Source organism: Roseburia sp. 1XD42-34 (genome assembly GCF_009917385.1).
Lineage (GTDB): Bacteria > Bacillota > Bacilli > Bacillales > Amphibacillaceae > Virgibacillus.
The window spans coordinates 226,571-240,967 of sequence record NZ_QWLJ01000001.1; the positions used below are offsets into that span (position 1 = coordinate 226,571).

13 protein-coding genes are annotated in these 14,397 nt (G+C 36.0%); 9 read left to right on the forward strand and 4 right to left on the reverse strand.

Annotated elements, in window-relative coordinates:
- Window positions 1-244 precede the first annotated feature (244 nt).
- Window positions 245-676: a DUF4183 domain-containing protein gene (locus tag D1839_RS00905; protein ID WP_120378005.1), complete on the reverse strand. Its 432-nt coding sequence runs from the start codon at window positions 674-676 to the stop codon at window positions 245-247.
- Between the two features lie 495 nt (window positions 677-1,171).
- Between D1839_RS00905 and D1839_RS00910 the strand changes: the two genes are divergently transcribed.
- Window positions 1,172-2,122 carry an MBL fold metallo-hydrolase gene (locus tag D1839_RS00910; RefSeq protein WP_120378007.1) on the forward strand — a complete coding sequence of 317 codons (951 nt, stop codon included), beginning with the start codon at window positions 1,172-1,174 and terminating at the stop codon, window positions 2,120-2,122.
- A gap of 88 nt (window positions 2,123-2,210) precedes the next feature.
- Here the strand turns inward: D1839_RS00910 and D1839_RS00915 are convergent, their stop codons facing one another.
- The 3 genes from D1839_RS00915 to D1839_RS00925 form a co-directional block, all read right to left on the reverse strand.
- The gene (locus tag D1839_RS00915) at window positions 2,211-2,501 is read right to left on the reverse strand and encodes a hypothetical protein (RefSeq protein ID WP_199689875.1); all 291 of its coding nucleotides are present in this window, start codon (window positions 2,499-2,501) and stop codon (window positions 2,211-2,213) included.
- 139 nt (window positions 2,502-2,640) lie between these two features.
- Window positions 2,641-3,390 (reverse strand): response regulator transcription factor, encoded by a 750-nt coding sequence (locus D1839_RS00920; RefSeq protein ID WP_120378008.1) that lies wholly within the window; start codon window positions 3,388-3,390, stop codon window positions 2,641-2,643.
- Window positions 3,387-4,625, reverse strand: coding sequence for a sensor histidine kinase (locus D1839_RS00925; protein WP_158589574.1), 1,239 nt, complete (start codon window positions 4,623-4,625; stop codon window positions 3,387-3,389). Before D1839_RS00925 ends, D1839_RS00920 begins: the two co-directional genes overlap by 4 nt.
- Before the next feature lie 284 nt (window positions 4,626-4,909).
- Here D1839_RS00925 and eutM point away from each other — a divergent pair, with 284 nt between their 5' ends.
- From eutM to D1839_RS00965, 8 genes are all read left to right on the forward strand, one after another.
- Window positions 4,910-5,203 (forward strand): ethanolamine utilization microcompartment protein EutM, encoded by a 294-nt coding sequence (gene eutM, locus D1839_RS00930; protein WP_050351411.1) that lies wholly within the window; start codon window positions 4,910-4,912, stop codon window positions 5,201-5,203.
- 2 nt (window positions 5,204-5,205) lie between these two features.
- A complete protein-coding gene (pduB, locus tag D1839_RS00935; protein WP_120378010.1) occupies window positions 5,206-5,979 on the forward strand; it encodes a propanediol utilization microcompartment protein PduB in 774 nt (257 codons plus the stop codon).
- A 52-nt stretch (window positions 5,980-6,031) separates the two neighbouring features.
- A complete protein-coding gene (gene pduL, locus D1839_RS00940; RefSeq protein ID WP_120378011.1) occupies window positions 6,032-6,712 on the forward strand; it encodes a phosphate propanoyltransferase in 681 nt (226 codons plus the stop codon).
- A gap of 10 nt (window positions 6,713-6,722) precedes the next feature.
- Window positions 6,723-7,457 (forward strand): flavoprotein, encoded by a 735-nt coding sequence (locus tag D1839_RS00945; RefSeq protein WP_158589575.1) that lies wholly within the window; start codon window positions 6,723-6,725, stop codon window positions 7,455-7,457.
- A gap of 2 nt (window positions 7,458-7,459) precedes the next feature.
- Window positions 7,460-8,965, forward strand: a complete 1,506-nt coding sequence (locus D1839_RS00950) for an acetaldehyde dehydrogenase (acetylating) (RefSeq protein WP_120378013.1) — start codon at window positions 7,460-7,462, stop codon at window positions 8,963-8,965.
- Window positions 8,966-9,002: 37 nt separating this feature from the next.
- Window positions 9,003-10,124, forward strand: coding sequence for a 1-propanol dehydrogenase PduQ (locus D1839_RS00955; protein ID WP_050351407.1), 1,122 nt, complete (start codon window positions 9,003-9,005; stop codon window positions 10,122-10,124).
- Window positions 10,125-10,145: 21 nt separating this feature from the next.
- The gene (locus D1839_RS00960; protein WP_120378014.1) at window positions 10,146-10,967 is read left to right on the forward strand and encodes an MIP/aquaporin family protein; all 822 of its coding nucleotides are present in this window, start codon (window positions 10,146-10,148) and stop codon (window positions 10,965-10,967) included.
- A 406-nt stretch (window positions 10,968-11,373) separates the two neighbouring features.
- Window positions 11,374-13,902 (forward strand): glycyl radical protein, encoded by a 2,529-nt coding sequence (locus tag D1839_RS00965; protein WP_120378015.1) that lies wholly within the window; start codon window positions 11,374-11,376, stop codon window positions 13,900-13,902.
- Window positions 13,903-14,397: the final 495 nt, after the last annotated feature.

Sequence of the window (14,397 nt, forward strand, 5' to 3'; positions counted from 1 at the left end):
AAACCAAAATGAAGGATTCTTATTAAAATAGTCTTCTATAAGTTATCCCGGAACTGGGAGGATCTCACACTTCTGGAGTTGGATATTTATAATGCAACAAGTTTAAGTGGGGGATAACAGCGGCTTCGATACCCTATTTCGTAAGCGACCATAAGTCATATTATTAAAGTACTAACAATCAGCGGAGGATGGATGAAAACCTAGACTGATTGAAGAAGATTCACTTTATAGCATTCTTCATTAGCTAGTTTGCAAGTATTTTAATGAATTGCAAAATAATAGGGACACCATTTCTTGGGATGTTGATCTGATCGACAAGAAGTTGTAGACTTCCTGGTTGAACATTATAGATGGTAGCAGGCTGTAAAATTCCATTGATAAACAAATTGATATAAGATACATCGTTAGGATTTAAAATATCTGAAGTGCTGTATGCTGGTACCTTATCCTGGTTTGTATATACTGTCTTTATTCCATCCGATATGGCTGTATATTGGGAGGTCTCCGCTTTCAGAACGTTTGTCGGTGGAGGCGGAGCAGGAGGACAGTAACAAAAATTATTGTTGATTTCAATATTGCGTGTACAGCAATTGAGAGTTGGCGGCTTTTTCCTACAACATTTACAGTCATCATAATGATACTTAGAAGAATAGCTACGTCTTTTTTTTATTATCATGAATATACCCCCCTTGTTTACAGACGTAGTTTTTATAATTAACTTTATTCAAGATAGGGAAGAACGGAACGGCATCTACCTTGTAAAATTATACTTAACAACACTTAAATTCCCTTAGTTAGATTTGATTTATTTGTAAACGTTTGCTTATTCGTAGCATTTCAAATCACTTTACAGGACAATAACGGGTGAATGGAATGAAAAATATTATTAATTATAAACGCTACATGAAGGCATGCGGAAATAATGGAGTTAAAAACCCCCAAATCTCTCTAAAGTATACTGCACTATTCTCCATGCTGCCCTTAGATGCTTTTTCCCATTTCTCAACTGGGTTTATGTCCTTTCATGCCTTCGTTACGCCTATCCAAGGAGTTGAGAGCGGTTTTGCTAAACTGAATTTGCTTTATCATAAAATCTTGTTTTTAATAGCTATGTAGTTATTCATCCTGTGCTATGATGGAGAAAATCATTATTTCTTAAGGGGGCTATGAAATGCAGACGAAAAATCCGATCCGACTCGACCAGCGCATTCATCTGATTGATGGCTTTGATTTTGAAATTCCTAACCGTACAGGGGCGTATGTTCTTGATGAAGAGCAGTTAACGATTATTGAGCCAGGGCCAAGTCCATCGATTAAACATATCAAAAAAGGGATAGAACAATTGGGGTTTTCATTGGAAGTAGTTAAATACATTATCGTTACCCATGTTCACCTTGATCATGCTGGTGGCGCTGGATTATTGTTGAAATCTTGTCCAAATGCTAAAATAGTTGTCCATCCTCGAGGGAAACGTCATTTAGCTGACCCGCGTAAACTAGCTGCTGGAGCACGCGCTGTATATGGAGATAGCTTTTCTGATTTATATGACCCGATTGTTCCGATACCAGAAGAACGACTTATTACAAAAGAGGATGGAGACATGTTGGAAATTGGAGAGGACTGTAAGCTGCAATTTTTTAACACACCAGGACATGCAAAACATCATTTCAGTATTTACGATCCGGTTAGTAACGGATTGTTTACTGGAGATACAGCAGGCGTGCGCTATCAATTATTAATAGATCAGGGTGTCTCCTTCTTTTTACCGTCAACATCACCAAACCAATTTGATCCAAATGAGTTACGTTATTCATGGGGACGTTTCCATGATTTACAGGTAGATCGGATATATTATGGGCATTTTGGAATGACCGATCAACCGAAAGCTGCATTACAGCAAGTTTCTAGATGGCTTGATGTATTTATGGATATTGCTGAAAAAGCATATACAGAAGGCCTTGGCTATGATAAACTAGCTGAACGACTGTTAACTGCGATTAAAGTCGATCTACGGGCAAAAGGGATTCCGGATGACCATGAGATTTACGTGATTTTAAATGTCGATATGCAAATATGTGCGTTAGGTATGGTTGATTATTTACAAAAAAGGAAAGAAGAATGAGCCTGTTTACTAGCGAATAGGCTCTATTCTTTTTATAACTCATCTTCCGTTTTCAAAAAGGTCAAAAAGAGAAAAGTAGCAAAGCTGATTAATAAAATAGAACCTCCGGCAATAAAAGAGATGTCGTTATCGTTTTGTATAGGTTGAAGGGACGCAAATAATAGCTCCACATGCCTGTTGTTAACCCAATGGCGCCAATAATTGCTGTCCAAATATGAAGTGCAGCAAGTTTTTTATTCGTAGGTGTAAATACTTTATAATAGACAGCCCAAGCAAATAAAGTGAGCCATCCTACCACAAGAATATGTGCATGAACCGTACGGAATTCAACCTGCCTGCACCCGCCATATGGGAGCCGATAAATGCTCCTTTTAAGCAAAAATAGCTGAAAAGCGCAACAATGTTTTACTGTACGTATTCACTTTAAACAACGAGAATATGTTTAGCTTTGAATATAGATAGAATGCTGTTTATTGATAATGGAGCGGTTAATATTACTATCCGCTCCATTATCAATATTATTTCCTATTCGCTGTCCTTGTTCGAAATTTATGTGGGCTCATTTTTTTGTAATGCACAAACACTTTACAAAAATAGGAAGCATCTGAGAAACCAACTTCATTTGCTATTCGATAAATTGGATAGTCAGAATTTAATAGTAAATCTATTGCTTTTTCGAGTCTAATAGAGGTTAAAAATTCACTATAACTAGCATTCATGGTTCGTTTAAAGAGCCTGCTCAAATATTGAGGATTTAAATGAACATTATCAGCAATCCAATCAAGTCGAATATCTTTCATATAGTTTTTTTTAATTAATGCTATGGCCTGTTGGATAATTGGATTTTCAGGAAGTTGTTCAGGAAATATATCACAGGGGATGCATTTCTTTTCCCCGATATTCATAAGAGCATTATGAATAGAATTAACTAGTGTAGAAGGACGAACTGGTTTTAACAAATAATCGTTCACATGACTCGATATTGCTTCCTGAGCATATGTGAAACTGGAATAAGCCGTTATAATAATAGTTTGAATGGAAGGGAGGAACTTAATGATATTTTTTTGAACTGCTAAACCATTCATTTCTGGAATACCGATATCTAAAAGCATCATATCAGGTTTATATATTTTAGCAAACTCAATTGCTTGGTTACCATTCTCTGCTTCAGCTATAATATCTATGGTTTGAAAATTTCTGGAGATAATTGTTTTCAAAGCCTTTCTTTCCAAAGATTCATCTTCTACAATCATGATTTTATAAGTCATATGATCACCTTATTTTTATAATGATTATAATCAGTGAAAGCAGGGAAGAAAATTTTTATAACTGTACTAAATGTTTCATCGTTTAAAATTTGCAATCCGTAATTTTCTCCAAAGTAATCCCGTAAACGTAAATGTGAGTTTAGGAAACCTATACCGTCAGAAGAACCATCTTTTCCTTCTAGGATTTTCAAAGCCTGTTGCTTTTTAAAGCCCACCCCTGTATTTTTTACAAGGATAGAGATGTCTTCTTCGTTTCTGCTCACTGAGATGTAAACACTCCCTCCTTTGGCGAGGGGCTCTATTCCATGTATGATTGCATTTTCAACTATTGGTTGCAAAATCATATACGGAATACAAAAATCTTCTAAATGATTTGGAAGGTTTATTTGATAATTTAACCGATCCCCATAACGCACCTTTTGTATAGATAGGTACCGTCTAATATTTTTTATTTCGTTTTTCAATAAAGGAAATTCTTCTGTTTGTTTTAAATTATACCTTATGAGATCAGAAAGATTATAGATCATTTCTTCTGTTAAGGGAGCATTTTCAGACATTGCAACTCTGGAAATAGAATTTAATGTGTTAAATAGAAAATGTGGATTTATTTGAGCTTCTACTGTTTTTAATTCAGCATATTTTAATCGTCTTTCATAATCCAGTTTTTCCTGCGTTTCTTTTAATAGTTGTTGTTGGAAAAGTGACTTTATTCCCATCTCTGTAAAGTAATTTGCTAAAACCTCATAGAAATCAACACAGTCTTGCAAATATTCGGGTTCTACCACGGCTAGGTTATCAATAGCTACTGCTAATTCGGATTCCTCTAAATCTAGCTCTTTAGCTAGTTTCGGGATATCAAATTTGCTTTTAGGATTTTCTTGATCATCGACTAGCACCTGCCCGCCTAAAACGCCACCTAACAATTTATTATTTACAATTATTGGAACACAACAATCTTTTAAACCCAAGTGACAATCACTTATAGTTGGTTTTCCAGTTGCAAAAGCCTTTTGCTCAGCCTGAGCATCACATTCGATACATTTTTTCGCCCCTATTTTTGAAGACCGAATCAATTGACAAAACGGAGAGAAATTATTGAATCTACCAAGCGGATTGCCATTCGCATCAGCTGTTACTACTGAGATACCGACTAAATCGGCTAATTTGCTTTGTACATTAGATAATGTGTCTATATCAACGACATCTGTTAAAGTTAAATCATTTGTATTAAGCAAAATTATCATATCCTTTTGTCTATGAGATGAAATATTCCATGCGAAAAAATTCCAACAATTAACTTTAAAAATTAATATTTGTAACCGCCTTCTACCATTTATTGTACTTGTTTCAAACAAAAATTTCTATATAAATGTGAAGAATGTAACAAAATTACTTAATGTCAAAAAAGTTATACAAAAGACATCAATTTATTTATATAGAAGGTGCTGTAAATCACATAAATGGAAACGTTTAAATTGTATATTGTTTATGAGGTTAAATTAATAGGAGGTGCTTTCTCGTGGGACAAGAAGCGTTAGGAATGGTAGAAACGAGAGGATTGGTAGCTTTAATTGAGGCTGCTGATGCGATGGTAAAAGCGGCAAATGTTCAATTGGTTGGTTATGAAAAGATTGGATCTGGATTAGTAACAGTTATGGTTCGAGGAGACGTAGGAGCAGTAAAAGCCTCTGTAGATGCAGGAGCGTCCTCAGCTAAAAATATAGGAGAAGTTGTATCTGTTCACGTAATCCCTCGTCCACACACAGATATTGAAAAAGTAATGATTAATTCATTAACAAATGGAGGTGAATAAAAGTGAATGAAGAGATTTTAGAAAAAGTATTAGGAGAAACACAAAGTAGAGTGAATGGAACTTCTAAGGAATCGTCAGCGCCACACCGACATGTTACTGAATTTGTGGGAACTGCTATGGGGGATACGGTTGGTTTAGTAATTGCCAATTTAGATCCCCAATTACATGAATATATGAAATTAGATAAAAAATATCGTTCCATTGGTTTTTTAAGCGCCCGAACTGGTGGAGCTCCTCATGTTATGGCTGCTGATGAAGCTGTAAAGGCTACAAATACTGAAGTTGTTTCCATTGAAATGGCCAGAGATACAAAAGGTGGAGCAGGGCATGGTGCAACGATCATTTTTGCAGCTGAAGATGTATCAGATGCACGTCGTGCAGTTGAAATTACTCTGGAAGCTGTTGAAAAAAATTTTGGCAATGTGTACAGCTCTGACGCAGGGCATATTGAACTTCACTATACTGCTAGAGCAAGTATGGCTTTAGAAAAAGGATTTAATGCATTAGTAGGAAAATCATTTGGAATAATTGTTGGCGCTCCAGCTGCGATTGGGCTGGTAATGGCTGATACAGCAGTAAAAACAGCCAATGTGGATGTAGTTACTTACGCAAGCCCAAATAACGGAACAGCCCGGTCCAACGAAATTATTATTTCTATTACAGGAGATTCTGGTGCTGTTAAACAATCACTCTTAGCTGCCCAGGAGGTTGGTTTAAGTGTGCTTAGTTCCATGGGTGAGATTCCGAGGTCAGGGTCAACTCCGACACTAATATAAAAAATTTCGCTACATGCTGTTAACTATACTGGATAGGAGGGATAAGAAAGCAATGCAGCTCAAAGGTTTATCAGATGAAAAGATTACTATAATTGCAGAGCATATTTTAAAAAGATTAAACTACCAGGATACTCATACAACAGAAGATACTTGCAATATAAAACAAATACCAATCGGTATATCCAACCGTCATATTCATCTCTGCCAAGAAGACGTGGAAAGACTATTTGGAAAAGGTTATGAATTAACACCGCTAAAGAAGTTAAGTCAACCTGGACAATTTGCTGCTCAAGAGGTTGTGACAATTGTTGGTAGAAGAGGAAGTATTGAAAAAGTTAGAGTGTTAGGACCTGTACGTACAAGAACTCAAGTTGAAATATCTAAGACAGATTCTTTTAAAATCGGTGTTCAAGCTCCTGTACAAGAATCTGGAGATTTAACAGAAGCAGGCTCCGTATTCGTCATTGGACCAAAAGGAGTCATTGAAGCAAAACAAAGCGTCATTATAGCAAAAAGACATATCCATATGCACCCAGACGATGCAGAAAAATTAGGTGTAAAGGATCAACAAGTTGTCTCCATTAAAACGGTGGGAGATAGACGTACTATTTTTGGGGAAACGGTCGTACGAGTGAAAAATAATTTTCGGTTAGAATGTCATTTGGATACAGATGAAGCAAACGCAGCCGGTCTAAAACCAAATGATTATGTGGAGTTGATAAAAGAATGTTGAGGTGAACTCTTTGGATGAAAAACAAATAAAAGAGTTACTGAGCAAGTTAATTTCATATAAAGAAAGCAAAAAAAATGTATTGTTGATTTTTACTGGAGCGGATCATTATTCGAAGGAAGTAGAAGAACTATTTATTCACTATCAAGATAAATGTAACTACTTGTTAATTTTTTCTGATGCATGTAAAAGAAATTTTGATACGGATACGTGGAAAAGTATGGGGAGTGAAATAGTCGATTTTACTCAATTTCGAAAGATTATTGATCAGATAGATATGGTCCTTCTCCCATTTTTAACGAGAAACTCTTTAGCAAAAATCGCATTAGGTATTGCGGATACTCTTCCGTTATTAGCTACTCAACATTGTATATTATCGGGGGAAAATATAATAGCCTTTGAAAATTCCTGGGATGTTAATAATGAAATTGGCAAGATACAGGGATTAAATAAAAATGCAACCTATATAAAGATGCTAAACCAGTATAAAAAGCAACTCACAGAATTTGGTGTTATTTCCGTACCACTTTCCGAGGCAAAGCAGAAAATAGATCAAAAATTATTTAATCTAATTGAGGAACAAGAAACCAATCAATTGCGGGATAAATATGTTGTTAAGGAAGCTATGAACAAAAACATTCTTACATTAAAAGATGTAATAGATAATCCATCCATTGACATAAGTTCAGAAGTTAAAATGACCGATTTAGCAAGAGATTATTTAAGAGATAAAAGAAAGGAATCTTAAAAATGCCAGAATTTGATAAGGACCTTCAATCAATCCAAGAAGCTAGATTACTAATTGCAACTGCGCAAAAAGCACAAGCTGAATTGGCTGAAATGAGTCAAAAGGATATTGATCAGATAGTTGAGCATATGGCTAAAGCAGCTTTTGCTAATGCTGAAAAGTTAGCAATGTTAGCACATGAAGAAACTGGATTTGGTAATGTTGAAGATAAAATTATTAAAAATAAATTTGCTAGTGAGAAAGTCTATGAAAGCATCAAAAATATGAAAACTGTGGGTATTTTAAATGATAACGAGAAGCAAAAGGTGATGGAAGTTGCTGTTCCGCTTGGTGTGATAGCGGGGGTAATTCCTTCTACAAATCCCACATCAACTGTTATCTACAAGGCACTAATTGCAATTAAAGCAAGAAATGCAATTGTATTTTCTCCACATCCTGGAGCAAAACAATGCATTTTGGAAACGGTAAAGATTTTAAACAAGGCGGCAATAGAAGCTGGTGCTCCAGCAGGCGCTATTGGAACGTTAACCATCTTAAGTATGCAGGGAACATCTGAATTAATGAAACATAAGGATGTTGCTTTAATTCTTGCAACAGGAGGCGGAGCAATGGTTCGGGCGGCTTATAGCTCTGGTAATCCAGCAATTGGCGTCGGACCAGGAAACGGTCCTGCCTTTATTGAAAGAACCGCTGATATTGAAAAGGCCGTAGCTCGTATTATTTCCAGTAAAACCTTTGATAATGGAGTTATCTGTGCTTCAGAGCAATCTGTTGTAGTTGAACAAATTAGTGAAAGTAAAGTTATCCAAGAGTTTAAACGACAAGGTGCATATTTCCTAAATGAGAAAGAAAGCCAATTATTATCGAAATTTATTTTAAGATCTAACGGGACAATGAATCCAAAGATTGTTGGTAAAACGGCTTACAGCATTGCTCAAATGGCAGATATTGCTGTTCCTGATAATACAACGGTTTTAATATCTAGACAAACGGAAGTATCAAAAGTAAATCCATATGCTCGTGAAAAATTATGTCCCATATTAGCATTTTATACAGAAAATGATTGGATAAGTGCATGCGATCGCTGTATTGAATTATTAAATGTTGAAGGCATAGGACATACTTTGTGTATTCATTCGACCGATGAAGCGGTGATTCGTGAATTTTCACTTCGGAAACCTGTGTCCAGATTTTTAGTTAATACACCAGGGGCTTTAGGCGGTATTGGAGCTACTACAAACCTATCTCCTGCATTAACATTAGGCTGTGGAACTGTTGGAGGAAGTTCAACGTCTGATAATATCACCCCTTTAAATCTGCTGAACATTCGTCGTGCATCTTATGGAATAAGAGAAAAAGAAGATATACGATTCACATTGAATCAAGATATAACATTCAATGGGCAAAATAATATAGATTTAAATTCCTTAAATAAGGAAATTTCAAAAAAAGAGATTGCACAGTTAATTGAAGTTGCACTTCAAAAATTAGCAAAAGAGGAAGCATAGGTAAAAGCGGTAGAAAATAATAAAAAGGTGATAATATATGAATTCTTTTTTTGTTAAACCTAAGATGCTATTTGATGTTAAGACACAAGATTTTCTTAGAACGTGTCAAGGAAATAGATATTTTATTATATCAGACCCGATGATGAAAGAACTGGGATTTATCGAAATCATTAAAAATGAAATTTTGCAACAAAATAATTCATGCAAAGTTTTCGATAAGATCACACCAGATCCGCAACTTAGTACAGTTGCAGAAGGGTTACATGAAATGATGACGTTTAAACCAGATGTGCTAATTGCTATTGGCGGGGGATCAGCCATTGATGCTGCAAAGGGAATGATCCTGTCTTTTAGTAAAATAGACAGGGATGCAAAAAGACCATTGTTTATAGCCATTCCATCTACAAGTGGAACTGGAAGTGAAGTGACTTCCTTTGCCGTTATTACGAATGGGTTAGAAAAAAAGCCCATTATAAATGAAGTAATGATTCCAGATATTGCCTTATTGGATGTGGATTTAGTGAAAACAGTTCCGCCAAAAGTTACGGCTGATACTGGTATGGACGTACTTACCCACGCAATCGAAGCTTATGTATCGACGAAAGCGACTGAATTTACTGATGCGCTTGCTGAAAAAGCAATTAAGCTAGTATTTGAAAGTTTGATAGAAGTATTTAGAGATGGAAGTAAGATAGAACACCGCAATAAAATGCATAAGGCCTCTTCATTAGCTGGGATAGCTTTTACGAATGCATCTCTCGGAATTAGTCATAGTATTGCCCATGCCATTGGTGGTATTTTCCATATTTCTCATGGGAGGATCAATGCTTTAATACTTCCACATGTAATAGCTTACAATGCAGGATGTGATGGCAAACTCACGCCAACGGCAAATAAATATCAAGAAATATCCCAATTCCTCAACTTACCAGCAGCTACACCAGAGGAAGGCACAAAGAGTCTTATTTCCGCTATAAACTTTTTAAATGAAGCATTAACCATTGAAAAAGGTTTCTCAGAATTAGCGATTGAAAAAGACAACTATTATGAGTATAAACATCTCATTGCTGATTTTGCGCTACAGGATGATTGTACTACTACAAATCCAAGAGTGCCAACAAGAGAAGAATTGGCCGGTCTTTATTTATCATTATACTAAGGAAGGGGATAAAAAAAGCTTATGAAAAAGAATTTATTTAATGAATGTATTGCTGAGGCAATTGGTACGTTCTTATTCGTCTTTCTTGGTATAGGGTCCGTTGCTGTGCTTATTATGATGGACATAGGTATTACTTACTGGGAAATGGCCATGGTTTGGGGAATTAGTGTTGCTTTAGCTATCTATTGTACTGCGCATATATCGGGTGGACATATAAATCCAGCTGTTACCATTTCAATGGCGATATGGAATAAGTTTCCTTTTCGTAAAGTAATTCCATATATTTTAGCACAAATTATAGGAGCTTTTTTTGCTGCTGTTTGTAATTACGGGCTCTATCATTCCATTATTGCAAACTATGAGAAAACGGAATCCATTGTTCGTAATACAAGCTCAGGGGCGATGACAGCGAATATATTTGTGACTTTTCCTGCAGAAAATATTAATTTACTAACAGCATTTGGAATTGAATTCCTTATTACGATGATTTTAATGTTAGTCATATTTGTTGTAATTAATAATACGAATGTTCAATCCAGTGGACTTGGAGCAACAATAATTGGTTTAACCATAGCGGTGTGTGGGCTAGCCTTTGGACCTTTAACAGGCTTTGCTATGAATCCAGCAAGAGATTTGGGTCCAAGAATTTTCACTTTCATCAGTGGCTGGGGAGAAGTCGCACTAGGTCCGAATTATTATGGTTTAATTATACCGATTCTCGCACCAATATTAGGAGCTATTTTCGCAGGAGTCGTGTACTTTAAAGTTCTTGTGCCAACTATGGAAAACAAAACAAAAGTAAAAGAAATGAGAGTAGAAGATGAGAAGCCAAAGTATATTTAAAGAGGTTGTTCAAAATGTGCACTAAACATGACACATCGATATTTTTAGTCGGCTTGTTTCTCCGTTCCTTGTAAAAGGTCCTACGTGAAAATGTGTTTCGAGGAAGCTTCACTTGTGCTCATATATCTGTAAGCATATGTATCTTCTGTTAAAACTGCCCACGCTGTGGGCAACATAGAAGCCAGTACACCCTATTACAAGCATACATCTCGAAACTTCGTCCTTCGAACTCAGTCGCTCAAAACGTGCTAGTGTCGTAACAGGACAAGAAAAGCTACGACAGCAATACATCTCACATAGAAAAATGTTTCTTTTTCAAGGACGCCTGAGACCTTGGCCAACCTCGATCCTTTTTACATTCTTTTTGAACACGTACTTAAATGAAAACCCGAGAGGAGAAGTAGACATGATAAGAACAGCTTCACGTATTGAACAATTAATGGACCATCTCTATGATCATGATCCAATTGTTGAATCAGAACGAGCTTTATTAGTAACAGAATCTTATCAGCAAACAGAAAATCAGCCCATGATAATTCGAAGAGCTAAAGCGTTAGAAAATATCTTAGGTAAGATGAAAGTGGTTATTCGCCCGAATGAATTAATTGTAGGGAATCTAGCAACGTCACCACGTGGAACGCAAATTTTCCCGGAATTTTCAAACGATTGGCTAGAGGATGAATTTGATCGTATTGAAAAAAGGGCTGGGGATAAATTTATAGTTCCTGAACAAGTAAAACAAGATTTATCAGAGGCATTTAAATATTGGAAAGGAAGAACTACAAATGAGCTTGCTACGGAATTAATGTCTCCTGAAACGAAGAATGCCATGAATGCTGGAGTATTTACGGTTGGGAACTACTATTTTAATGGTGTGGGCCATATTTCTGTCGATTACAAACTTGTGTTGGAAAAAGGCTTGAAAGGAATTAAAGAAGAGGTATGTACTGCTTTGAAAAGTCTGGATTACGGGGATCCTGAAATAGTTAAAAAGTCTCTCACATTAAAAGCTATGAGTATCTCATTAGATGCTGTCATGAATTATGCCCGACGATTAGCAGATGAAGCAAAATTAGAAGCGGATAGAGAGACAGATTCGAACAGGAAATCAGAATTATTACAGATTGCCGCAAACTGTGCACGTGTTCCAGCAAATCCAGCAACATCATTTTATGAAGCACTTCAATCTTTTTGGATTATCCAGGCAGTTATTCAAATTGAATCAAATGGTCATTCGATTTCGCCGATGCGTTTTGATCAATATATGTATCCATTTTATAAGAAAGATGTAGAAAATGGTCGACTAGACGAGGCAGAAGCGCAAAAATTATTAGACGTATTATGGGTGAAATTCAATGATGTAAATAAAATCCGCGATGAAGCATCAACGAAGGCATTTGGTGGATATCCAATGTTCCAAAACTTAATCGTAGGTGGACAAGATAAAGAGGGAATGGATGCAACAAACCCATTATCGTATGCTTGCTTACAAGCTACTGCCAATACTAGATTACCACAACCATCCATTTCTATTCGTATATGGAATAAGACCCCTGAATCTTTAATTCATAAAGCTGGGGAGGTATCACGTTTGGGATTAGGAATGCCTGCTTATTATAGTGATGAAGTTATTATTCCGTCATTAGTTAACCGAGGTATCTCACTTACTGACGCAAGAGATTATGGCATTATTGGTTGTGTTGAACCACAAGTTGGTGGGAAAACAGAGGGATGGCATGATGCTGCATTCTTTAATATCCCTAAGGTTCTGGAGATTACTTTAAATAATGGCTATGCGAATGGTGAAAAAATAGGCTTATCCACGGGTGATTTTTCATCATTTACAACCTTTGATCAATTAAAAAGTGCATTTGAGGAGCAAATGAAATACTTTGTGAAGCTATTGGTCAATGCCGATAATTCTGTAGACGTTGCGCACGGAGAGCGTGCACCTTTACCATTTTTATCCTCTATGGTAGAAGGTTGTATCGAGAAAGGTTTGTCTTTACAAGAAGGTGGAGCAAAATATAATTTTACTGGACCACAAGGTGTAGGGATAGCGAATGCTGGAGATGCATTAATGGCGATTAAAAAATTGATCTACGAGGATAACAAGCTCTCTATTCATGAGTTAAAAAATGCATTAGATACCAATTTTGGTAAAGAGCAAAACCAAGCAATCACAAATAGCGAACCTGTTGGAACGAACAAAGATTTATCTCAACTCTCGACCGATGAATTAGTAGAGATGTTAAAAGATCTACTTAATGACAACGATACGAACATCAAGAAAAAAGATACCAATGCAAGTCAATCCATGAATGAAAAGGATGGAGAATATATACGTCAATTATTAATTAACGGTGCACCGAAATACGGTAATGATATCGACGTGGTGGATCAAATGGTGAGAAAGGTTGCACTTATCTATTGTAAAGAAGTACAAAAATATTTAAACCCACGTGGAGGAACTTTCCAACCAGGGTTATATCCAGTATCAGCCAATGTTTCTTGTGGCTTAGAAACGAAAGCCTCAGCAGATGGACGCTTTGCAGGTGAGCCATTAGCAGATGGTGTTTCACCTGTATCTGGAAGTGACCAAAATGGTCCTACAGCAGCATTAAACTCTGTAGCTAAATTGGATCATCATATTGCTTCTAATGGAACATTGCTAAATCAAAAATTCCATCCATCAGCCTTAGCTGGGAAAGAAGGTTTAAGAAACTTATCAGCATTAGTCCGTAGTTATTTTGAGCAAAAAGGAATGCATGTCCAATTTAATGTGGTTAGTAAGGAAACATTATTAGATGCGCAAAAGAATCCAGAAAAATACAAGAATCTTGTAGTCCGTGTAGCAGGATATAGTGCCCATTTTGTTTCTCTGGATAAAAGTATTCAACAAGATATCATAGCACGTACAGAACAACAATTTTAACCGAACATGCTGCTTAAAGAGAGTGTTCAAAAAAAGGTATATTGAAAAGCTTATAGGTTATGGATGTGCGAAGACAAGCTTTTACTTTTGTATTAGTGGTTTTTTGAACATTCTCTTAAAATATTTACGAGGAATTAACAGTTGTTTACTTAACAAATAATTGATATATTGCTCTTCATCCAATTAAAACATCCCTCCAAATCAGTTATTGGAGGAATAAGTAAACATAAAAGAAATCTTTTTTAACATCATTAAATTATCTCTAATGTAAAGTACTGTAAGACTACTTTATGGTGCTTAAGTCAGAACAACAAAGTTTATGGAAGGCAACAAATCCCCGTTTCCTTTGTGGCAAACAAGGTGTTTACCTGAGGAGTTTTGACAAACAGAAATCAAGTTTTTCTTTTTCAAGGACGCCTTTGATTATAACCTTTATTTTTACTACTTTAATTGGATGAAGGAAAACCCCCACTGATTGAATTCACTTTATAGAGG

Excerpts from the sequence above, each read along its gene's own strand:
- D1839_RS00955 (WP_050351407.1), top strand. The coding sequence starts at position 9,003 with ATGAATTCTTTTTTTGTTAAACCTAAGATGCTATTTGATGTTAAGACA.
- D1839_RS00910 (WP_120378007.1), top strand. The coding sequence starts at position 1,172 with ATGCAGACGAAAAATCCGATCCGACTCGACCAGCGCATTCATCTGATT.
- D1839_RS00920 (WP_120378008.1), bottom strand. The coding sequence starts at position 3,390 with ATGACTTATAAAATCATGATTGTAGAAGATGAATCTTTGGAAAGAAAG.
- D1839_RS00960 (WP_120378014.1), top strand. The coding sequence starts at position 10,146 with ATGAAAAAGAATTTATTTAATGAATGTATTGCTGAGGCAATTGGTACG.
- D1839_RS00905 (WP_120378005.1), bottom strand. The coding sequence starts at position 676 with ATGATAATAAAAAAAAGACGTAGCTATTCTTCTAAGTATCATTATGAT.
- D1839_RS00950 (WP_120378013.1), top strand. The coding sequence starts at position 7,460 with ATGCCAGAATTTGATAAGGACCTTCAATCAATCCAAGAAGCTAGATTA.
- pduL (WP_120378011.1), top strand. The coding sequence starts at position 6,032 with ATGCAGCTCAAAGGTTTATCAGATGAAAAGATTACTATAATTGCAGAG.
- D1839_RS00965 (WP_120378015.1), top strand. The coding sequence starts at position 11,374 with ATGATAAGAACAGCTTCACGTATTGAACAATTAATGGACCATCTCTAT.